This is a genomic window from Amycolatopsis cihanbeyliensis, assembly GCF_006715045.1.
GTDB classification, from domain to species: Bacteria; Actinomycetota; Actinomycetes; order Mycobacteriales; family Pseudonocardiaceae; genus Amycolatopsis; species Amycolatopsis cihanbeyliensis.
Map to the genome: position 1 here is coordinate 3,988,784 of NZ_VFML01000001.1, position 21,005 is coordinate 4,009,788.

General features: G+C 68.2%; 18 protein-coding genes and 1 tRNA gene. 11 read left to right on the top strand and 8 right to left on the bottom strand.

The features are described from left to right. Nucleotides 1-68 precede the first annotated feature (68 nt). Nucleotides 69-1,409: an aminotransferase-like domain-containing protein gene (locus FB471_RS18010; RefSeq protein ID WP_141999616.1), complete on the top strand. Its 1,341-nt coding sequence runs from the start codon at nucleotides 69-71 to the stop codon at nucleotides 1,407-1,409. Nucleotides 1,410-1,450: 41 nt separating this feature from the next. After that, the gene (locus tag FB471_RS18015) at nucleotides 1,451-2,401 is read left to right on the top strand and encodes a D-alanine--D-alanine ligase family protein (protein WP_141999617.1); all 951 of its coding nucleotides are present in this window, start codon (nucleotides 1,451-1,453) and stop codon (nucleotides 2,399-2,401) included. 64 nt (nucleotides 2,402-2,465) lie between these two features. Here the strand turns inward: FB471_RS18015 and FB471_RS18020 are convergent, their stop codons facing one another. From FB471_RS18020 to rpmH, 8 genes are all read right to left on the bottom strand, one after another. Continuing rightward, entirely contained in the window at nucleotides 2,466-3,461 is a 996-nt protein-coding gene (locus FB471_RS18020; protein WP_141999618.1) for a ParB/RepB/Spo0J family partition protein, read from the bottom strand. Beyond that, nucleotides 3,458-4,381: a ParA family protein gene (locus tag FB471_RS18025; RefSeq protein ID WP_141999619.1), complete on the bottom strand. Its 924-nt coding sequence runs from the start codon at nucleotides 4,379-4,381 to the stop codon at nucleotides 3,458-3,460. The genes FB471_RS18020 and FB471_RS18025 overlap by 4 nt, the downstream gene beginning before the upstream one ends. 128 nt (nucleotides 4,382-4,509) lie before the next feature. After that, entirely contained in the window at nucleotides 4,510-5,190 is a 681-nt protein-coding gene (gene rsmG / locus FB471_RS18030) for a 16S rRNA (guanine(527)-N(7))-methyltransferase RsmG (RefSeq protein ID WP_141999620.1), read from the bottom strand. A gap of 221 nt (nucleotides 5,191-5,411) precedes the next feature. Further along, nucleotides 5,412-6,011 (bottom strand): Jag family protein, encoded by a 600-nt coding sequence (locus FB471_RS18035; protein ID WP_141999621.1) that lies wholly within the window; start codon nucleotides 6,009-6,011, stop codon nucleotides 5,412-5,414. Between the two features lie 30 nt (nucleotides 6,012-6,041). Next, nucleotides 6,042-7,295, bottom strand: coding sequence for a membrane protein insertase YidC (yidC, locus tag FB471_RS18040; RefSeq protein ID WP_141999622.1), 1,254 nt, complete (start codon nucleotides 7,293-7,295; stop codon nucleotides 6,042-6,044). Nucleotides 7,296-7,299: 4 nt separating this feature from the next. After that, a complete protein-coding gene (yidD, locus tag FB471_RS18045; RefSeq protein ID WP_246076727.1) occupies nucleotides 7,300-7,563 on the bottom strand; it encodes a membrane protein insertion efficiency factor YidD in 264 nt (87 codons plus the stop codon). 67 nt (nucleotides 7,564-7,630) lie between these two features. Next, nucleotides 7,631-8,023 (bottom strand): ribonuclease P protein component, encoded by a 393-nt coding sequence (gene rnpA / locus FB471_RS18050; RefSeq protein ID WP_141999624.1) that lies wholly within the window; start codon nucleotides 8,021-8,023, stop codon nucleotides 7,631-7,633. Nucleotides 8,024-8,046: 23 nt separating this feature from the next. Beyond that, entirely contained in the window at nucleotides 8,047-8,190 is a 144-nt protein-coding gene (gene rpmH, locus FB471_RS18055; protein WP_141999625.1) for a 50S ribosomal protein L34, read from the bottom strand. A 591-nt stretch (nucleotides 8,191-8,781) separates the two neighbouring features. Between rpmH and dnaA the strand changes: the two genes are divergently transcribed. The 9 genes from dnaA (at nucleotide 8,782) to FB471_RS18100 (ending at nucleotide 20,903) form a co-directional block, all read left to right on the top strand. Then, a complete protein-coding gene (gene dnaA, locus FB471_RS18060) occupies nucleotides 8,782-10,518 on the top strand; it encodes a chromosomal replication initiator protein DnaA (protein ID WP_141999626.1) in 1,737 nt (578 codons plus the stop codon). 754 nt (nucleotides 10,519-11,272) lie between these two features. Beyond that, nucleotides 11,273-12,427 (top strand): DNA polymerase III subunit beta, encoded by a 1,155-nt coding sequence (dnaN, locus tag FB471_RS18065; protein ID WP_141999627.1) that lies wholly within the window; start codon nucleotides 11,273-11,275, stop codon nucleotides 12,425-12,427. Between the two features lie 33 nt (nucleotides 12,428-12,460). Next, entirely contained in the window at nucleotides 12,461-13,351 is an 891-nt protein-coding gene (gnd, locus tag FB471_RS18070) for a phosphogluconate dehydrogenase (NAD(+)-dependent, decarboxylating) (protein WP_141999628.1), read from the top strand. A 51-nt stretch (nucleotides 13,352-13,402) separates the two neighbouring features. Then, nucleotides 13,403-14,560, top strand: coding sequence for a DNA replication/repair protein RecF (gene recF / locus FB471_RS18075; protein WP_141999629.1), 1,158 nt, complete (start codon nucleotides 13,403-13,405; stop codon nucleotides 14,558-14,560). A 160-nt stretch (nucleotides 14,561-14,720) separates the two neighbouring features. After that, on the top strand, nucleotides 14,721-15,317 hold the full coding sequence (locus FB471_RS18080; protein WP_141999630.1) for a DciA family protein: 597 nt from the start codon (nucleotides 14,721-14,723) through the stop codon (nucleotides 15,315-15,317). Between the two features lie 100 nt (nucleotides 15,318-15,417). Beyond that, nucleotides 15,418-17,436: a DNA topoisomerase (ATP-hydrolyzing) subunit B gene (gene gyrB / locus FB471_RS18085; protein WP_211358058.1), complete on the top strand. Its 2,019-nt coding sequence runs from the start codon at nucleotides 15,418-15,420 to the stop codon at nucleotides 17,434-17,436. Nucleotides 17,437-17,494: 58 nt separating this feature from the next. After that, nucleotides 17,495-19,999 carry a DNA gyrase subunit A gene (gyrA, locus tag FB471_RS18090; protein ID WP_141999632.1) on the top strand — a complete coding sequence of 835 codons (2,505 nt, stop codon included), beginning with the start codon at nucleotides 17,495-17,497 and terminating at the stop codon, nucleotides 19,997-19,999. A 26-nt stretch (nucleotides 20,000-20,025) separates the two neighbouring features. Beyond that, the gene (locus FB471_RS18095) at nucleotides 20,026-20,781 is read left to right on the top strand and encodes a DUF3566 domain-containing protein (RefSeq protein ID WP_170220845.1); all 756 of its coding nucleotides are present in this window, start codon (nucleotides 20,026-20,028) and stop codon (nucleotides 20,779-20,781) included. Between the two features lie 48 nt (nucleotides 20,782-20,829). Then, nucleotides 20,830-20,903, top strand: a tRNA-Ile gene (locus tag FB471_RS18100). Nucleotides 20,904-21,005 lie beyond the last annotated feature (102 nt).

Consider the following 21,005-nt stretch of genomic DNA (forward strand, 5'->3'; position numbering starts at 1 on the left):
TCGATGGATCTACCCGCCGGTAGAACTCAGCATCACGACCTGTCTGCGACCTGTATGCGAAGTGCGAGATGACGACCTCCGGACCACCCGAGCCCAAGCCGGGTAGCCAGGCCAACCAGGCCGGGCACCACAACCTCGACCCGCATCTCGACCGGTACGCCGCGCGTACGGCCGGGATGACCGCGTCCGAGATCCGAGCGTTGTTCGCGGTCGCCAGCCGGCCCGAGGTGGTCTCGCTCGCGGGCGGCATGCCCAACCTGACCGCGTTGCCGCTGGACTCGCTGTCCACCCAGATCGCCGAACTGGTGGCCGAGGACGGGCTGGTCGCGCTGCAGTACGGCTCGGCGCACGGCGTCCCGACGCTGCGCGAGCAGATCTGCGAGATCATGGCGATGGAGGGCATCTCCGCCCACCCCGACGACGTGGTGGTCACGGTCGGCTCCCAGATGGGCCTGGACATGGTCACCAGGCTGTTCTGTGACCCGGGGGACGTGGTGCTCGCCGAGGGCCCTTCCTACGTCGGCGCACTCGGCTCCTTCGCCGCGTATCAGGCGCAGGTGGTGCACGTGGCGATGGACGACGAGGGCCTCATCCCGTCCGCGCTGCGCGAGGCACTCGCCGAGGCCGAACGGGCCGGCCAGCGGGTCAAGTTCCTGTACACGATCCCGAACTTCCACAACCCGGCCGGGGTGACCCTCGCCGTCGAACGCAGGGCCGAGATCCTGGAGATCTGCGCCGCGCACGGCGTGCTGGTGATCGAGGACAACCCGTACGGCCTGCTCGGCTTCGATGGCCAGACCTACCCGGCGCTGCGGGCCAGCGATCCGGACAACGTGGTGTACCTCGGATCCTTCTCCAAGACCTTCGCCTCCGGCCTGCGGGTCGGCTGGGTGCTGGCCCCCCATGCGGTGCGGGAGAAGCTGGTACTGGCGGCCGAGTCCGCCACCCTCTGCCCGCCCACGTTCAACCAGCTCGTGGTTTCCCGCTATCTCTCGACCCACGACTGGAAGGGCCAGATCAAGACGTTCCGGGAGAACTACCGGCAGCGGCGAGACGCCATCCTGTCCGCGCTCGAGCAGCACATGCCGCCCGGCTGTAGCTGGACCAAGCCGGACGGCGGCTTCTACGTATGGGTGACCGTGCCGGAAGGGGTGGACACCAAGGCGATGCTGCCGCGCGCGGTCACCGCCCGGGTCGCCTACGCCTCGGGAACCGGGTTCTACGCCGACGGCCTTGGCAGCAGGCAGATGCGGCTGTCCTACTGCTATCCCACGCCGGAACGGCTTCGCGAGGGCGTACGCAGGTTGGCCGGCGTGCTCGAGTCCGAGATGGAGCTCGTGCGGACCTTCGGTAACGTGCCGAGCCGCGCCGTCTCCGGGCCGCAGTCGCCCTCGCCGGACACGGCCTGAGACGCTGATTCCGCCCCCTGCACAGTGAAGGAGCTTCTCGGGTGACCGAACCTACCGTTGCCGTGCTCGCCGGCGGCCTCTCCCACGAGCGCGACGTATCCCTGCGCTCCGGCCGCAGGCTGTCCGCCGCCTTGCGCGGCGAAGGGCTGACCGTGGAGGAATGGGACACCGACGGCAGCCTCCTCGACCGGTTGCGCGAGCAGCGGCCGGATGCCGCGGTGGTGGCGCTGCACGGCGGCGAGGGGGAGAACGGCTCGGTGCAGACCGTGCTGGAAATGCTGCGCGTGCCGTACGTGGGCACCAACTCGCACGGCTGCCGCCGGGCCTGGGACAAGCCCACCGCCAAAACACTGGTCGCCGAGGCGGACTTCCACACCCCGGACTGGGTGGCGCTGCCGCACAGCACCTTCCGCGAACTGGGCGCGCGGGCCGTGCTGAACGCCATGGTGGACCGGCTCGAGCTGCCGTTGATCCTCAAGCCCGACCAGGGCGGCTCCGCACTGGGTGCGCAGGTGGTCCGGGACGCCGCGGACCTGCCCGCGGCCATGGTCGGCTGCTTCGCCTACGGGGAGACCGTGCTGGCGGAACGGTTCGTCGATGGCGTGGAGGTAGCCGTCACGGTCGTCGAGCGCACGGCGGAACCCGAACCGCTGCCCGCCGTGGAGATCGTGCCGGAAAGCGGGGTCTACGACTACACCGCCCGATACACCGCGGGACTCACCGACTTCTTCGCACCGGCACGGCTACCGGAGGACACGGCCAAGGCGGTCGGCGAACTCGCGGTGGCCGCACACCGCCTGCTCGGTCTGCGGGACATCTCCCGCACCGACGCCGTGGTGATGGCGGACGGAACCATCCAGTTCCTGGAAGTCAACCCTTCGCCGGGATTGACCGAGACCTCCACCGTCCCGATGGCGGTGGAGGCGGCTGGCGCCTCCCTCGGCGCGGTGTTCGCCGATCTGGTCACGCGGGCAATCCACCGCGGCGGATGATCGGCACCTTCCGTTATCCCGAGCTCACCCGAGGCAACCGTCACCGTGACGAAAAGCCCGCGGGTCACCCTTCATCGGAAGATCGTGTCCGTTTTGCCTGATTCGGGGCCATAAGAGCCACGATACGTTCGAGGTCATCCACCGAGGCGAACTCGACCACGATCCGGCCCTTGCGGCGACCGAGGTCGACCTTCACCCGGGTGTCGAAAGCATCGGAGAGCCGCTCGGCGAGATCCTGCAGCCCGGGAGCCTCCATCGGCTTGCGCGCGGGCGCCTTCTGCTTGGCAGGCTTCTCACTCTTGTTGAGGGTGACTGCTTCCTCGGTAGCCCGGACCGACAGCCCCTCCGACACGATGCGGGCGGCCAGTTCCTCCTGACCTCCGGGGTCCTCCATGGACAGCAGCGCGCGAGCATGTCCCGCGGACAGCACCCCGGCCGCGACTCGCCGTTGCACCGGAAGCGGCAATCGCAGCAGCCGGATGGTGTTGGTGATGACCGGGCGGCTGCGTCCGATCCGTGAGGCGAGCTCGTCGTGTGTCACCTCGAACTCGTCCAGCAGTTGTTGGTACGCGGCCGCTTCTTCGAGCGGATTCAGCTGCACCCGGTGGATATTCTCCAGCAGCGCGTCCCGCAGCATCGCCTCGTCGGCGGTCTGCCGGACGATGGCGGGGATCTGCTCCAGCTCGGCCTGCTGGGCGGCGCGCAGCCGGCGCTCGCCCATGACGAGCTCGTACTCGTCGCCGGGAAGCTGCCGGACGACGATGGGCTGCATCAGGCCGAACTCGCGGATCGAATGCTCGAGCTCCGCCAGCGCCTCCTCGTCGAAGACCTGGCGGGGTTGCTTCGGGTTCGGCTTGATCGACCCAAGCGGCACTTCCTTGTACACCGCGCCGGCGACGTCACCGCCAGTGGCGTGGGCGGGGGAGGCGCCGTTCTCGGTCGCCTCCTCACCGTCCTCGATCCGGACCGGCACCTCGACGGTCTCGCCGTCGACGGCCGCCGGGCCGGTGGGAATGAGTGCCGCGAGACCGCGCCCGAGGCCGCCCCTTCGCTCGGTCATTGGTCGTCCTTTCGTGCACCACGCTCGGCGAGCTCGCGAGCAGCGTCGAGGTAGCACATGGCACCCCGGGAACCGGGATCGTAAGCGAGCACCGTCTGGCCGTAGCCCGGCGCCTCGGAGACCTTCACACTGCGCGGAATGATCGTCTTCAGCACGACATCGCCGAAGTGATTACGCACTTCCTGGGTGACCTGGTCGGCCAGCTTGGTCCGGCCGTCATACATCGTCAGCAAGATCGTGGACACGGTCAGCGCACGATTCAGGTGCTGCTGGACCAGGTCGATGTTGCTGAGCAGCTGCCCGAGCCCTTCCAGCGCGTAGTACTCGCACTGGATGGGAATCAGCACCTCGTGCGCCGCCACCATCGCGTTGACGGTCAGCAGCCCGAGCGAGGGTGGGCAGTCGATGAAGACGTAGTCGACGTCCAGTTCCGCCAGTGCCTCCTCGGACAGCGCCTCCTTGAGCCGGGCCTCCCGGGAGCCCATCGACACCAACTCGATCTCCGCACCGGCGAGGTCGATCGTCGCCGGAACGCACAGGAGGTTGGGCGACTGCTCGCTCATGGCGGCGGCCTCCGCCACCGACACCTCGCCGAGCAACGTCTCGTAGACGGATGGCGTGCCGGAGCGATGGTCCACGTTGAGCGCGGTGCTGGCATTGCCCTGCGGGTCGAGGTCGATGACGAGTGTCTTCAGCCCGGACAGGGCGAGCCCGGCTGCCAGGTTGACGGCGCTGGTGGTCTTACCGACACCGCCCTTCTGGTTGGCGACCGTCATGATGCGGCGCCGGGTCGGGCGGGGCAACTGATGCTTCTCCGGATGCAGCACCCGCGCGGCTCGGTGCGCTTCCTGTTCGATCGGTGTCCAGGCCAGCTCGTGGCCCGCACCCGGGGCTTCGGGTCGGGGGGATGGGGGATTCACCGGGCGCCACGCCTCCCTGTGGTCGACTTGTCAGCGATACTCGAAGCGCGCTGTTTCACGTGGAACATTGAGTGCTCCGTACTGTGGGCTTGAGCATTCTTTCATCTCGGCGATCACGCACTGCGCTACTACCTCCTCCGGCGGCCAGACGCCACGCGCGTCGACGCTCGTCGCTCGATGACCGCCACCAGGCTGACCGGATCCAGCAGTCCCCGGCCGCACTCGGCGACCTGTGGCGTACCGCCACCCGCACGCTGGATCTCCGCGCGGTCCCGCTCGATCTCCTCCGCGACACTCGCCCCCTTCATCGCGAGCAAGATGCCGCCGAACCGAGCGAGCGGAAGGCACCAGTCGGTGAGCCGGGCCAGCGGCGCCACCGCCCGGGCGGTCACCACGTCGGCGCCACCGACTCGCTCCCGCACCGCGCGCTCCTCCGCGCGGCCACGCTCGATCGTCAGGGGGAGTTCGAGCGTCTGCACCACTTCGGTCAGCCAGTCGACGCGCCGGGCCATCGGCTCCAGGAGAACGATATCGAGGTCCGGGCGGGCGATGGCGAGCGGTATCCCCGGAAGGCCGGCGCCGGAGCCGACATCGATCACCCGCGCACCGTCCGAAACGTGCTCGCCGATCACCGCGGAGTTGAGTACATGGCGCTCCCACAGGCGGTCCGTCTCGCGCGGGCCGACCAGGCCGCGCTCGACGCCATGTCGGCGAAGCAGCTCCACGTAGCGCTCGGCCACCGCCACCTTCGCACCAAAGATGTCCCCGGCGATCGCCGGTGTCCCGGTCGCCAGGTCATGGATACCCACTGAATCACTCCTCGATGGTCACCGGTTTCACGTGAAACCGGCCTTGCCGATTCTCCCCGAAGTGCCACCGCGGGCACTCGCGACAGACCGCGAGTGTGGACAAATCCACTTCGACAACGGGCACCTCGCTCCGTTTCACGTGAAACGGGGAGGGCCGGAACACAAAAAAGGCGCGGACCGCCGGTACTGGCGGTCCGCGCCTGAGGTGACTGCGGTGCGGATCAGGGTTGCGGGAAGACCACCACGCGCCGCTTCGGCTCCTCGCCTTCGCTCTCGCTGTGCACGCCATCCATCGCCGCCACCGCGTCGTGCACCACCTTCCGCTCGAAGGGGCTCATCGGCTGCAGCCGCACCCGCTCACCGCTCGACAGCACCGACTCCGCGGTCGAACGCCCGAGCTCGTGCAGCTCGTTCCGCCGGCCGGCTCGCCAGCCTGCGACGTCCAGCATCAGCCTGCTCCGCGAGCCAAGCTGCTGCTGCACCGCCAGCCGGGTCAGCTCTTGCAGCGACTCGAGCACCTGCCCGCGGGCGCCGACCAACTTCTCCAGGTCCTCGCCGCCATCGATGCTCACGATCGCGCGGCCCGCTTCCACGTCGAGGTCGATATCCCCGTCGTAGTCCAAGAGGTCCAGCAGGCGCTCCAGGTAGTCGCCCGCGATATCTCCCTCCTGCACGAGCACGTCCTCGTCGACCCTCGTGGACCGTTCCGTCGCCTCGGTCGCCTCGGTCGCCTCGGTCTCCTCGACGTCCTCGGCGTCGGCGACATCCGCGACCGCCGCCTTACTCTCCTCGGTGCCGATCGCGTCGACCGTCTCCGACATGTTCGTCTCCTCTCAAGCGCCCCGGTCGCCTTAGCGGCGCTTCCGCCCCGACTTCTTGTTCGAGCCGCCGACCGTTCCGGGCACTCCAGTGCCGTTGTCATTCGAGCTCTTCTGCTCGGTGTCCTTGTCGCGGGTGGGCGCCTTCTTCGGCTGGGCGGCGGAGCTGCCCTTCGCGCCGCCGTTCTTCGCCCAAGCGCCGCCACGCAGGTTGCTGTTGCCGCCTTTCGGCTGGCCGCCGCCCTTCGAGGGACCGCCGCCCTTCGAGGGACCGCCGCCCTTCGAGGGACCGCCGCCTTTCGGCTGGCCGCCGCCCTTCGACGGGTCGCCGCCCTTCGGCTGGCCGCCGGACTTCTTGCCTTCCGACCCCGGGCTCTTCTCCTGGTCCCCGTTCTCGGTCGATGCCGGCTTCTTCTGCTGCGTCGGCTTCTGCCCGGCCTTGGGCTTCTGCCCCGGCTTGGGCGCCAGCGCGGTGCGCTTCTCCACCGCCTCGGTCTTCTTCGCGTCCTCTTCCTTGTCGATGCGGGTGTAGACGATCCGCTGCTGCATGAGCGTCCAGCCGTTGTTGGCGAGCCAGTAGAGCAGCAGGCCGATCGGGAAGAACGCACCGAAGACCAACACACCGATCGGGAAGATGTACAGCGTCAGCTTGTTCATCACCGCGGTCTGCTGCGTGGCCGAGGCCGGGTTCTGCCGGGCAACCGAGTGCCGCGCGGTGAGGTGGGTGGCGATGCTGGCCACGATCATCAGTGGGATCGCCACCGGGGCGACGTCCCAGTGCCAGCCAGCCTCGGCACTCGCGCTGCCACCCATCACGTCCATGTGCCGGATGGCGTCGCCCAGGTTGACCCCGAACAACTTGGCGTTGACGTAGGAGTCGTTGCCCGCCTTGTCGAAGAAGTAGTTCTCGGTCTTGCCCTCGCCGAAGTTGCGCAGCACCCAGTTCAGACCGATGAACACCGGAATCTGCAGGAGCATCGGCAGGCAGCTACCGAGCGGGTTGACCCCGTGCTCGCGCTGGAGCTTCTGCATCTCCTGCGCTTGCCGCTGGCGGTCGTTCGCGTACTTCTTCTGGAGCTTCTTGATCTCCGGTGCGAAGTCCTGCATCTTCTTCATGGACCGCACCTGCTTCACGAACGGCTTGAACATGATGCCGCGGACCGTGAAGGTCAGGAAGATGATGCCGAGCACCCACGAGATGGCGCTGGCTTCCCCGAAGACGAACCCGAAGACCTTGTGCCAACACCAGAGGATGAACGACACGGGGTAGTAGATGAAGTCGAGCACTGAGCTACTCCTCGGTAGATGTACCAGGTCTCTGGGTGCGGTGCCGGAAACTGAACGTGTCCGGGACCGGATCGCGCCCTGGCGGCGTCCACGGTCCGCACCGCAGCAGTCGACGCAGTGCCAGATACGAACCGCGCGCGGCACCGTGGCGGGTCAGTGCCTCCGCCGCGTACGCGCTGCAGCTGGGGTAGAACCGGCAGCTTGGAGGTAGGAAGGGAGAGATCGCCTTGCGGTAGAAGCGGATGGGAAGCAGCAAGACCCACGCCACCGGACTCGGCCGGGCGGAACCCGACGGTCCCTGGCTCTCGGCCGAGGTCCGCTCGGCCCTCTGCGCTTCACTCACACCGCTGGTCCGTTGTCGTTGCCGGCGCCGCGGCGCCGGGATTCGCTGGGACGGCCGGCAGCAGGCCGAGCCGGCGTAACGCCGCATCAAGATCCGAACCGAGTTCGGCACTGGTCGCGCTGGCCGCGGCAGGCAGGGCCCGTACTACCAACGCACTGTCCTTGGTCAAGGTTCCGAGCCTGTCCGCCACCAGGTGGCGCAGGCGGCGGATGACCCGGTGCCGCACCACGGAGTTTCCGACGGCCTTGCTCACCACGAAGCCGGCTTTCGTCTCCTCGCCCACGAGTGCGTGCAGCACGAGACGGCGACGCCCGGTTCGGGCGCCGCCGCGGATGACCTTGCGGAACTCCTCACTCCGCCGCAGGCGAGCGTCAGCAGGAAGCACGCCACGCCCCGGAGACGGCGGAATCAGGCGGAGAGCCGCGCGCGGCCCTTGCGGCGACGTGTCGCCACGATCGCGCGGCCCGCGCGGGTCCGCATCCGCAGCCGGAACCCGTGGGTCCGCGCGCGCCGGCGGTTGTTCGGCTGGAAGGTGTGCTTGCCCTTGCTCACGGCTGTTGTTCTCCTGCTCTTGGCTCCGGCGCCCAGAAGATCGGGCGTGTCGTGCGCACAGCACGGCGGTTCTGTGGTGTCTCCTACCAACGTAGGCTGTGCACTCGTCAGCTTTGCCGAATACAGGCACGCGAAACGAGGCCGCTGTCGGCGGCAGACCTTACGAGGGTACGCACCCGGCTCGGTGACACCGAAACCGGCCCCTCAAGTAGCGCTGCGCTACCGGTCTGGTCCATGATCGAGAGCCACGTACCAGCACCGAATGGCAACACGCCGTATACCGTGAAACCCTTGCCGGCAACGGTCTCTTGTGGCAAGGCGCGGCGCTTGTTAGCGTGCCTCTTCTCGAGTCACCGAGGTGCTCGCGCCGCCGTGGCAAGGTGGGAGACTCCGGCTGGCCTACCTCGACGCCGGGTGTCGCCTTGATGAGAGGCACGCTTGTGAAGGGCACTGTGCGGGGCGCCGTACATTAGTGCACAGTTGTGGACAACCTTGTGGATACCCCTGCGCGGGTATGCACAGCGGCCTGCTAGCGCCTCCGGCGGCCGTGGAACGGGTGAGCGTAGTGACTTGAGGGGAGGGGAGCAGCAGGTGTCTGAGCACCAGGTCAACCTCGGGGTCATCTGGGAACAGGTGGTCAAGGAGCTCTCCAACGGCACCCTCTCCCCCCAGCAGCGAGCCTGGATGCGAGTCACCCGTCCGATCGGCCTGCTCGACGGCACCGCGCTGCTCGCCGCGCCCAGCGACTTCGCCAAGGAGGCCATCGAGCGGGCACTGCGCGACCCGATCACCGAGGCGCTCTCCCGCAGGCTCGGCCGGGACGTGTCCCTCGCGGTCAAGGTCGACACCGCCGAAGGGGTCGCCGCACCGCCCGGCAGCCAGGGTCCGATAGCACCCGGAAGGCATGCCCCCTCACCCGGCGAGGTGAGTAATGGCGACGCTGCGCATTCGGACGGTGGCCCGGACCAGGCGGGCCCACCCATGCCGCCGCCCACCGACGGGCATCCGGTCGCTTCACGGTATTCGCTGACGGAGTCCACCGAACTGTCGCCGAGCTCCGCCACCCGACACGGTGCCGGGCAGAGCAGCGGCGCCCCCAACAATGCCCCGAACAATGCCCCCAACAACAAGGCCGTACCGCACGGCGGCACCGACACGGCGACCGACGAGTCCGAGGAAGAGGTCGACGAGGAAGGCGAGGCACTCGCCGCGGTACATGAAATCTGGCCGACCTTCTCCGGCCAGCCGATCGCTGGGCAGCCCTACACCGCGCCCGCCCAGCCGCAGACCTCGAAGACTCGGTTGAACGAGAAATACACCTTCGACACCTTCGTCATCGGCGCGTCGAACCGCTTCGCGCACGCCGCGGCCGTCGCCGTCGCCGAGGCGCCCTCCCGCGCGTACAACCCGCTGTTCATCTGGGGGGAGTCGGGGCTGGGCAAGACCCACCTGCTGCACGCGGTCGGGCACTACGCGCAACGACTCTTCCCCGGGATGCGGGTGCGGTACGTGTCGACCGAAGAGTTCACCAACGACTTCATCAACTCGCTGCGCGACGACCGCAAGGTCGCGTTCCAGCGGCGCTACCGCGATATCGACATCCTGCTGGTGGACGACATCCAGTTCCTGGAAGGCAAGGAAGGAACCCAGGAGGAGTTCTTCCACACCTTCAACACCCTGCACAACGCGAACAAGCAGATCGTGGTCTCCTCCGACCGCCCGCCGAAACGGCTGGAGACGCTGGAGGACCGGCTGCGCACCCGGTTCGAGTGGGGCCTGATCACCGACATCCAGCCGCCCGAGCTGGAGACCCGGATCGCCATCCTGCGGAAGAAGGCCGCGCAGGACCGGCTCGCCGTGCCCGGTGAGGTTCTGGAGTTCATCGCCGCCCGGATCGAGGCGAACATCCGCGAGCTGGAAGGCGCGCTGATCCGGGTGACCGCGTTCGCCTCGCTGAACCAGCAACCGGTGGACGTCGGGCTCGCCGAGATCGTGCTGCGCGACCTGATCCCCGACTCCCAGGCGCCGGAGATCAGCGCGCCAACCATCATGGGCGTCACCGCCGACTTCTTCGACGTGACGGTGGACGACCTCTGCGGGCCCGGCAAGACCAAGGCGCTCGCCACCGCGCGCCAGATCGCCATGTATCTGTGCCGCGAGCTCACCGATATGTCCCTGCCCCGAATCGGCCAAACCTTCGGCGGCCGCGACCACACCACGGTCATGCACGCGGACAAGAAGATTCGCAAGGAAATGGCCGAGCGGCGTCGGATCTACGACCAGGTGCAGGAACTCACCTCGCGGATCAAGCAGCGCGCGCGCCAGTAACGGCTCCCGCGGCGCGACCTTTCCACCACTTGCGCGGCTCAGTCGCGCCCTCTTCCCCTGGTACGCCCGGTTCGGCGGCACGCCCCGGCACGCCGCCGAACCGGTTCCCGGACGCACGATTTTCCCGCCGCGCCAAGAAGATCGTCGGTTGCCTCGAAGAGATGTACGCCACCGCAACGAGTTCGGTGTCACTCAGTGGAGCGATTCGTACACGGCCACGGTCGGCAGGGGGCGGTGTAAAGCTTGGGCACAGGTCTCCCCACAACTGGGGATGATCGTGTGGACAACTGTGGACAGGTGTGGACACCTCGGGGGTGCGGAAAAATGCTCCACCGATCGCCGCAACTGTCCACCGGAACACCACCACGGAAGTCCACAGGCCGCCGCGCCGCCGGAGCAGCGGAGATGGCAGATGTCCACACAACCCACAACCCTTACTACTGTTCCTGTCTCTCTCTTCTCTCTCTTGAAGAACAAAAGAAAAACAGGGCAACGCCGAAGTTGGGGACACCTTGCGAGCAGGTGTCGACACGTCGACAAGACGATCGGGAGGCCAAGATGACGGCGGGCCGGGGCACGTTCTAACGTGGGAGTCCACACCGGGACCGGTGGTGCCGGTGTTCCAACTGACCTCCCGGCCGGGCACCAGGCGCCCGGCTCCTGCTCCGGTCGCTTCCTCCGACAGGGCGTCCGGAGGGGGTACGCATGTCGATCTTTCGAGCCGAAACGGCTCGGCTGTCGAAAGGATGGGCTCATGAAGATCCGCGTCGAGCGCGACGGGCTTGCCGACGCCGTCGCCTGGGTGGCAAAGAGCCTGCCGTCCAGACCGCCGGTACCGGTGCTCGGTGGCGTGCTGCTCGACGCCGGTTCGGACGGTTCGGGCTCGGACAGCGGCGAGGCGGCTGACGCGCTGACCGTGTCGGGGTTCGACTACGAGGTCTCCGCGACCGTTGGCGTCCCGGCCACCATCGCCGACGGGGGGCGCACCCTGGTGTCCGGGCGGCTGCTCGCCGACATCACCAAGGCGCTGCCCGCCCAGCCGGTGGAGATCGCGGTCGACGGCGCACGTGCGTCCATCACCTGCGGCAGCGCCCGGTTCAGCCTGCCCACCATGCCGGTCGAGGACTACCCCGAGCTGCCGGCGCAGCCCGCGCACGCCGGCGAGCTCGCCGGTGAGGTGTTCGGCCAGGCCGTGGCCCAGGTCGCGGTGGCGGCAGGCAAGGACGACACCCTGCCGATGCTCACCGGGATGCGGCTGGAGATCTCCGGGGACACCCTGACCATGGTCGCCACCGACCGGTTCCGGCTGGCCATGCGGGAGATCAACTGGTCACCTGCCGAGGGGCTGACCGACGCCGCCGTGCTGGTGCCGGCCCGCACCCTGGCCGACGCCGCGAAGTCGCTCGGTTCCAGCGGTGCCGCCGTGCAGCTCGCACTGGCCAGCGGCGAGGGCCTGCTCGGCCTCGCCGGCTCCGGGCGATACACCACGACCCGGCTGCTGGACGCCGAGTTTCCGCCGTACCGGCAGCTGCTGCCCTCCTCGCACACCTCCCGTGCGGTGCTGGAGGTGTCCGCGCTCGCGGAGTCGATCAAACGGGTCTCCCTGGTCGCCGAGCGTGGTACCCAGGTGCGGCTGGAGTTCACCGACGGTTCGCTGCGGTTGTCCGCGGGCGGCGATGACGAGGGCAGCGCCGAGGAAGAACTTCCGGTGGACTACGAGGGCGAGCCGGTCACCATCGCGTTCAACCCCGGCTACCTCGTGGACGGGCTGGGTGCGCTGCACACCGATCGCGCCGAGCTGACCTTCACCACCGCGAACCGGCCCGCGCTGATCAAGCCCGCCGACGAGGAGGGCAACGTGGTTCCCGGTTACCTCTACCTGTTGATGCCGGTCCGGCTGCCGGGCTGACGCCAGAGTTTCGCGAACGGAGGGGAGTACGTCATGGTGCAGCTGGGACTCGTCGGCCTCGGCAAGATGGGTTACAACATGCGCGAGCGGCTGCGGGCCGCCGGGCACGAGGTGGTCGGCTACGACCGCAACCCCGACGTGACCGACGTCGGCACGCTCGCCGACCTGGTGTCCACACTGGACGCTCCGCGGATCATCTGGGTGATGGTGCCCGCGGGGGAGGCGACCAGTCAGACCGTCAAGGAGTTCAGCGAACTCCTGAGCGAGGGCGATCTGCTCATCGACGGTGGCAACTCCCGGTACACCGACGACAAGGTGAACGGGGACCTTCTTGCGGCGCAAGGAATCGGCTACATCGACGCGGGTGTGTCCGGCGGGGTGTGGGGCAAGGACAACGGTTACGGCCTGATGGTCGGTGGCGCCAAAGCGGATGTCGAGCGTGCACTGCCGATCTTCGACGCGCTACGCCCGGAGGGGCCGCGGGAGGAAGGGTTCTCGCATGCCGGCCCGGTCGGCGCGGGGCACTTCGCGAAGATGGTGCACAACGGCATCGAGTACGGCGTGATGCAGGCCTATGCCGAGGGGTTCGAACTGCTCGAGGCGGCCAACGTCGTCGAGGACGTGCCCGCGGTGATCAAGGGCTGGCAGCGTGGCACGGTGGTCCGTTCCTGGCTGCTGGACCTGCTGGTGCGCGCGCTGGACGAGGATCCGGAGCTGGACGACCTCGAGGGGTACGTCGAGGACTCCGGTGAGGGCCGTTGGACGCTGGAGGAAGCGATCAACAACGCGGTCCCCGCGCCGGTGATCTCGGCCGCGCTGTTCGCCCGGTTCGCCTCCCGGCAGGAGGACTCCGCCGCGATGCGCGCGGTCGCCGCGCTGCGCAACCAGTTCGGTGGCCACGCGGTGCGCAAGGCCGACGAGTAACGGGCTCGTGCGTGGCACCCGGCCGCGCACGGATCGCGTAGGCAGCCAACTATGTATCTTCGTCACTTGCAGGTCACCGATTTCCGTTCCTGGGAGCAGCTGGACCTGCCGCTGGAGCGAGGACCGACCGCGTTGATCGGACCGAACGGGAGGGGCAAGACGAACCTGCTCGAGGCCATCGGTTATGTGTCCACCCTGGGTTCGCATCGGGTGGCCACCGACGCGCCGCTGGTCCGGCACGACTGCGCGCGGGCGCTGATTCGCGCCGCCGTGGTCAACGAGGGGCGCGAGCTGACCGTGGAGCTGGAGATCGCCCCCGGCAGGGCGAACCGGGCGAGGGTGAACCGGGGCTCGGTCGGCAGACCCCGCGACGTACTCGGCATCCTGCGCACGGTGCTGTTCTCCCCGGAGGACCTGGCGCTGGTGCGGGGCGATCCGGGCGAGCGGCGGCGATTCCTCGACGAGTTGCTGGTGCAGCGCGCACCCCGGTACGCCGGGATCCGGGGGGACTACGAGCGGGTGCTCAAGCAACGCAACGCGCTGCTCAAGACGGCAGGCAAGCGGCGGTCCGGGCCGGCCGCCGATCCGTACGCGCTGAGCACCCTGGACGTATGGGACAACCACCTCGCCGAGGTCGGCGCGCAGTTGCTCGCCGGAAGGCTGGATCTGGTCGCCGACCTCGGCCCGCATACGGCGGCCGCCTACGCGGGAGTCGCTCCGGACTCCCGGCCCACCGAGATCACCTACCGGTCCAGCCTCGGTGCGGCCCTGCCGGACGGCTACGGTCGCCCCGGCGGGGACCGGGCCGACCCCGCCACGCTCAGCAAGATCATCACCGAGGGCCTCGGCGCGTCGCGTTCCGCCGAGTTGGAGCGTGGGGTAAGCCTGGTAGGGCCACATCGGGACGAGCTGGAACTGGTGCTCGGTGCGGCGCCTGCGAAGGGGTATGCCAGTCACGGCGAATCCTGGTCGTTCGCGCTGGCGCTTCGGCTCGGTTCCTACGAACTGCTTCGTGCGGAGTCCGGTGAGCCGGTGCTGCTGCTCGACGACGTGTTCGCCGAGCTGGATCGCCGGCGTCGGGCCCGGCTCGCGGAGGTGGCTACGAGTGCCGAACAGGTGCTGGTGACCGCAGCCGTGGATGAGGACGTCCCCCAGGAGCTGGCCGGGGTCCGCTACACGGTGTCAGAAAGCGGGGTCAGTGGTGGCTGAGCGGCGAAAACAAAGATCGAGTCGGCAACTCGGGGTGACCGCCGACACACCCACGTCGCACCGATCTGGGGACAACCCTGTGGATAGTGTGGATAACACCGCGACGAAGTTATCGCCCGCTGTGACTACGCCGCCAAATGAGCGACCCGATACCCCTCATATGAGTAGTCACCCGGACGAGCTCCCCCTGCCGGGCACCGACTGTAGCGAAGCCGCTGGGCCGAACGTGCAGGAGGGGCCGGGCCGGGATCTGGCCAAGGCGGCGCTGGAGGCCGCCAGGGCCAAGGCGCGGGCCCGGGGCAACGAACCGGGGGTGCGGAGGCCCGGACGCCCAGGTCAGGGCGGGGCCCACGCAGGCCAGAGCCCACGCAGGCGGCGCTGGTCCGGCGCCGGCGCCGACCAGCGCGATCCACAACCACTCGGCCGCCTGGCCTCCCGGCTCGCGGCGGAGCGCGGCTGGCGGGAGCAACTCGCGAACGGCCAGGTGTTCGGCCACTGGGCGCGGCTGGTCGGCGAGGAGGTTGCCGAACATGCCCAGCCGGTTGCGCTGCGTGAGGGGGAGTTGACCGTGCGGGCCAGCTCCACGGCCTGGGCCACGCAGTTGCGGCTGCTGCAGGGGCAGCTGCTGAGCAAGATCGCGGCCGCGGTCGGGAACGGGGTGGTCAAGCGGATGCGGATCCAGGGGCCGACGGCGCCGAGTTGGCGCAAGGGCCCGCTGCATGTGTCCGGCCGTGGACCGCGCGACACGTACGGCTGAACCCGGTTCATGGGATCGGACCCGGATGAGGTCGAGTTCGTGCCTCTGTGACGAAACCAGGGGTGTCCTTGATGCATCTGAGTGTTGGTTGCCAAGTAGGATGTTGGTAGCGAGCGTCCCTTGGGCGAGACGAGGAGAAAACAAGCCGGTGTCAGCTACCACGAACGACTACAGCGCATCCTCCATCACCGTGCTCGAGGGACTCGAGGCGGTCCGCAAGCGCCCCGGTATGTACATCGGCTCCACCGGTGAGCGAGGGCTGCACCACCTCCTGCAGGAGGTCGTGGACAACTCCGTCGACGAGGCGATGGCAGGCTACGCCACCAGGGTCGAGGTGACACTGCTCGCCGATGGTGGGGTGCGGGTGGTCGACGACGGCCGGGGCATCCCGGTGGCCATGCATCCCAAGGAGAAACGGCCCACCCTGGAAGTGGTGCTGACCATGCTGCACGCAGGCGGCAAGTTCGACAGCGAGTCCTACGCGGTCTCCGGCGGTCTGCACGGTGTCGGCGTCTCGGTGGTCAACGCCCTGTCCTCGGCGCTGGAGGTGGAGGTACACCTGGACGGCAAGATCTGGACCCAGCGGTACGAGGACTCCAAGCCGGGCAAGCTGATCGAGCAGGGCAGTACCACCAGGACCGGGACCACGGTCACCTTCTGGGCCGACCCGACGATCTTCGAGACCACGCACTACAGCGCGGAGACCGTGGCCAGGCGGCTGCAGGAGATGGCCTTCCTGAACAAGGGGCTCACCATGGTGCTGCGGGACGAGCGGGTGACCGAGGAGAACGGCGAGGGCGAAGACGCCGAGGGGAGGCGGGCGCAGCTCAGCGAGCGCGCCTACCACTACCCGGGCGGGCTCGAGGACTTCGTCAAGCACATCAACGGCAGCAAGGACCCGATCCACAAGAACGTGGTGTCCTTCGAGGCCAAGGGCGACGGCCTGCAGGTCGAGGTCGCCATGCAGTGGAACAACGGCTTCACCCCCTCGGTGTACACCTTCGCCAACACGATCAACACGCACGAGGGCGGTACCCACGAGGAGGGTTTCCGCGCGGCGCTGACCAGGGTGGTCAACGCGTACGCGCGGGACAAGAAGCTGCTCAAGGAGAAGGACGCCAACCTCACCGGGGACGACGTGCGCGAGGGGCTCGCCGCGATCGTCTCGATCAAGATGGCGGAGCCGCAGTTCGAGGGGCAGACCAAGACCAAGCTGGGTAACAGCGAGGCCAAGACGTTCGTGCAGACCACCGCCAACGAGTGGATCGCCGACTGGTTCGAGCGCAACCCCAGCGAGGCCAAGACGATCATCAACAAGTCGGTCTCCAGCGCGCAGGCCAGGCTGGCCGCGCGCAAGGCCCGCGACCTGGTGCGCCGCAAGGGTGCGCTGGACATCGGCGGCCTGCCGGGCAAGCTCAAGGACTGCCGCTCCACGAACGCGGAGGAGTGCGAGCTCTACATCGTGGAGGGCGACTCCGCCGGCGGCTCGGCCAAGGAGGGCCGGGACTCCATGTACCAGGCGATCCTGCCGATCCGGGGCAAGATCATCAACGTGGAGAAGGCCAGGATCGACAGGGTCCTGAAGAACAACGAGGTGCAGTCGCTGATCACCGCGCTGGGCACCGGCATCCACGACGACTTCGACGTGACCAAGATCCGATACCACAAGATCGTGATCATGGCCGACGCCGATGTGGACGGCCAGCACATCTGCACCCTGCTGCTCACGCTGCTGTTCCGGTTCATGCGCCCGCTGATCGAGCACGGCCACGTCTACATCGCGCGGCCGCCGCTGTACAAGATCAAATGGCCCCGGTCGGAGCCGGACTACGCCTACACCGACCGGGAGCGGGACGTGCTGATCGAGGAGGGCGTCCGGCAGGGCAAGAAGCTGCCCAAGGACGACGCGATCCAGCGGTACAAGGGCCTCGGCGAGATGAATGCCGACGAGCTGTGGGAGACCACCATGGACCCGGCGAACCGGCTGCTGGGGCAGGTGACACTGGACGACGCCGCCACCGCGGACGAGCTGTTCTCGGTGCTGATGGGCGAGGACGTCGAGGCCCGCCGGTCGTTCATCACCCGCAACGCCAAGGACGTTCGTTTCCTCGACGTCTGAGCCCTAAGCCACCCGGCCCCTGCTGTCCTACCAGGACTGTCCAGTTGAGAAGGACGACATGACGGAAACCTTGCCGCCGGAAGGCGATCGCATCGAGCCGGTCGACATCCAGCAGGAGATGCAGCGCTCCTACGTCGATTACGCGATGAGCGTGATCGTGTCCAGGGCGCTGCCGGATGTTCGGGACGGCCTCAAGCCGGTACACCGCCGGGTGCTGTACTCGATGTTCGACTCCGGCTTCCGCCCGGACCGCCAGCACAACAAGTGCTCGCGCGTGGTCGGCGATGTGATGGGTAACTATCACCCGCACGGCGACTCGGCCATCTACGACGCACTGGTCCGGCTCGCCCAGCCCTGGGCGCAGCGGTACCGGCTGATCGACGGCCAGGGCAACTTCGGTTCCGCGGGCAACGACCCGGCCGCCGCCATGCGGTACACCGAGGCCCGGCTCGACCCGTTGGCCATGCACATGCTGGCCGATATCGAGGAAGAGACCGTCGACTTCGCGGACAACTACGACGGTCGCACCCAGGAACCGCAGGTACTGCCGAGCCGGTTCCCGAACCTGCTGGTCAACGGCGGCTCCGGGATCGCGGTCGGGATGGCGACCAACATCCCGCCGCACAACCTGCGCGAGGTCGCCGAGGGCGTGGCCTGGGCGCTGGACAACCCCGAGTCGAGCGACGACGAGCTGCTGGCCGCGCTGCTACAGCGGATCAAGGGGCCGGACTTCCCGACCAACGGGCTGATCCTCGGCACCCAGGGTATCGAGGACGCCTACCGCACCGGCCGCGGTTCGGTCCGGATGCGCGCCGTTGTCGAGGTCGAGGAGGACAACAAGGGTCGCACCATCCTGGTGGTCAGCGAGCTGCCGTACCAGGTGAACCCGGACAACCTGGTGGAAACGATCGCGACCCTGGTGCGGGACGGCAAGCTCACCGGGATCTCGGACATCGCCGATGAGTCCAACAGCCGCAGCGGCATGCGCATCGTGGTCACGCTCAAGCGGGACGCGGTGGCCAAGGTCGTGCTGAACAACCTGTACAAGCACACCCAGCTGCAGTACAACTTCGGCGTCAACATGCTGGCGCTGGTCGACGGCGTGCCGCGCACGCTGCGGCTGGACCAGATCGTCCGGCACTACGTCAAGCACCAGCTCGACGTCATCATCCGGCGTACCCGCTACCGGCTGCGCAAGGCTGAGGAACGCGCGCACGTCCTGCGTGGCTATGTCAAGGCGCTGGACATGCTGGACGAGGTCATCGCCCTGATCCGGCGCTCGCCCTCGGCCGACGAGGCGAGGCCGGGCCTGATGGAGCTGCTGGACATCGACGAGATCCAGGCGACCGCGATCCTGGACATGCAGCTGCGCAGGCTCGCCGCGCTGGAACGGCAGAAGATCATCGATGATCTGGCCAAGATCGAGGCCGAGATCGCCGACCTGAAGGACATCCTCGAGAGGCCGGAGCGGCAGCGGCAGATCGTCAAAGACGAGCTCATGGGCATCGTCGAGAAGCACGGGGACCAGCGGCGCACCCAGATCATCCCGTTCGACGGCGAGGTGTCGGTCGAGGACCTGATCGCGGTCGAGAACGTCGTGGTCACCCTTACCCGTACGGGATACGCCAAACGCACCAAGACGGATCTCTACCGTTCGCAGAAGCGCGGCGGCAAGGGTGTGCAGGGTGCGACCCTGAAGCAGGACGACATCGTGCAGCACTTCTTCGTGTGCTCCACGCACGACTGGATCCTGTTCTTCACCAACAAGGGGCGGGTGTACCGGGCCAAGGCATACGAGCTGCCGGAGGCCAGCCGGAACGCCCGCGGGCAGCACGTGGCCAACCTGCTGGCGTTCCAGCCGGACGAGCAGATCGCCAGCGTCATCCAGATCAAGGACTACGAGGTGGCCCCGTACCTGGTGCTCGCCACCAAGAAGGGGCTGGTCAAGAAGTCCAAGCTGAGCGACTTCGACTCGCCGCGCGCCGGCGGGCTGATCGGCATCAACCTGCGCGAGGGTGACGAGTTGGTCGGCGCCGTGCTCGCCGCCGCGGAGGACGACCTGCTGCTGGTGTCCTCCGAGGGGCAGTCGATCCGCTTCCACGCGACCGACGAGGCCCTTCGCCCGATGGGCAGGGCGACCTCCGGTGTGCTCGGCATGCGGTTCAACGAGGGGGACGAGTTGCTCGGCATCGGCGTGGTGGCCGAGGACAAGTTCCTCCTGGTGGCCACCGACGGCGGCTACGCCAAGCGCACCCCGATCGAGGACTACCCGGTGCAGGGCCGGGGCGGCAAGGGCGTGCTCACCATTCAGTACGACCGCAAGCGTGGCAGGCTGGTGGCAGCACTTATCGTCGACGAGGATGACGAGCTGTACGCCATCACCTCCACCGGCGGGGTGATCCGCACGGCCGCCGGGCAGGTGCGGAAGGCCGGCAGGCAGACCAAGGGTGTGCGGCTGATGAACCTGGACGAGGGCACCACATTGCTCGCGGTCGCACGCAACGCGGACGAGCCGTCGGACGTCGTCATCGAAGGAGACGACGATCAGGAGCCGAAGCAGTAGGCACAGCTGGATAGGACTGACACCTCGTGACACCACCTGACCACACCGACCGTACTGCCGGGGGCGCGGCGGGCGACACCGGCGGATCGGGCACCCCGCCCTGGCAGCGGGTAGTCAAGGACTCCGGCAACGGCACCGCCGCGGAGGTCGACCCGGCCGCGCAGACGGACGGCTACGGTGACCAGTGGTCCGCGGGGCAGTTGCCGTCCGAGGCGCCGACCTCGTACCTGGGACAGCCGTTCGAACACACCCCCGACTCGGGGGAGCAGCCGGTGGTCACCGGCAGTGCCGCGAGCAGGCTGTTCGGCTCCGCAGCCGAGGAGGCCCCCGCCCGCGGCAGGGGATCGGTACGGGTCGGCGCGACCGGTGGCAAGGGCAAGGCGGCCCCGACCGCACTGCGCAGGCCGGGTCGCGGGCCCCGCCGGGCGAGCCTGCAGATCAAGCGGTTCGACCCGTGGTCGGTGCTGAAGCTTTCCCTGGTGCTCGGGGTCGCGCTGTTCTTCATCTGGCTGGTGGCGGTCGGTGTGCTGTACACCGTGCTGGACGGGATGGGCGTGTGGGACAAGCTGAACGGCACCTACACCTCGCTGGTGCAGGGTGAGGGCACCGAGGAGTCGGCCGAGCCGCTGATCAGCGCCGGACGTGTGTTCGGCATCGCCGCGATCGTCGGCGCCATCAACATCGTGCTGATCTCGGCGTTGTCCACGGTGATGGCCTTCATCTACAACGTGTCCGCTGATCTGGCAGGCGGCCTGGAGGTCACCCTGTCCGAACGCGAATAACCCGGTGGCGAGCGGCCGGGGGTCGTGCTGTAGTCTTTCCTGCGTTGCGGGCCCATAGCTCAGGCGGTTAGAGCGCTTCGCTGATAACGAAGAGGTCCCAGGTTCAAGTCCTGGTGGGCCCACCCGAGGAATGTTCGAGGCTTCGCCTCTTCCCGATGTCCTGTCTCGGCGTGGTGAGCCGCCCCCACGCATCCACACGGTGCGGCGTGACTGCTGACCCAGCG

Excerpts from the sequence above, each read along its gene's own strand:
- FB471_RS18010 (WP_141999616.1), top strand. The coding sequence starts at position 69 with ATGACGACCTCCGGACCACCCGAGCCCAAGCCGGGTAGCCAGGCCAAC.
- FB471_RS18020 (WP_141999618.1), bottom strand. The coding sequence starts at position 3,461 with ATGACCGAGCGAAGGGGCGGCCTCGGGCGCGGTCTCGCGGCACTCATT.
- FB471_RS18035 (WP_141999621.1), bottom strand. The coding sequence starts at position 6,011 with ATGTCGGAGACGGTCGACGCGATCGGCACCGAGGAGAGTAAGGCGGCG.
- dnaN (WP_141999627.1), top strand. The coding sequence starts at position 11,273 with ATGAAGATCCGCGTCGAGCGCGACGGGCTTGCCGACGCCGTCGCCTGG.
- gnd (WP_141999628.1), top strand. The coding sequence starts at position 12,461 with ATGGTGCAGCTGGGACTCGTCGGCCTCGGCAAGATGGGTTACAACATG.
- recF (WP_141999629.1), top strand. The coding sequence starts at position 13,403 with ATGTATCTTCGTCACTTGCAGGTCACCGATTTCCGTTCCTGGGAGCAG.
- FB471_RS18080 (WP_141999630.1), top strand. The coding sequence starts at position 14,721 with ATGAGTAGTCACCCGGACGAGCTCCCCCTGCCGGGCACCGACTGTAGC.
- gyrB (WP_211358058.1), top strand. The coding sequence starts at position 15,418 with ATGTTGGTAGCGAGCGTCCCTTGGGCGAGACGAGGAGAAAACAAGCCG.
- gyrA (WP_141999632.1), top strand. The coding sequence starts at position 17,495 with ATGACGGAAACCTTGCCGCCGGAAGGCGATCGCATCGAGCCGGTCGAC.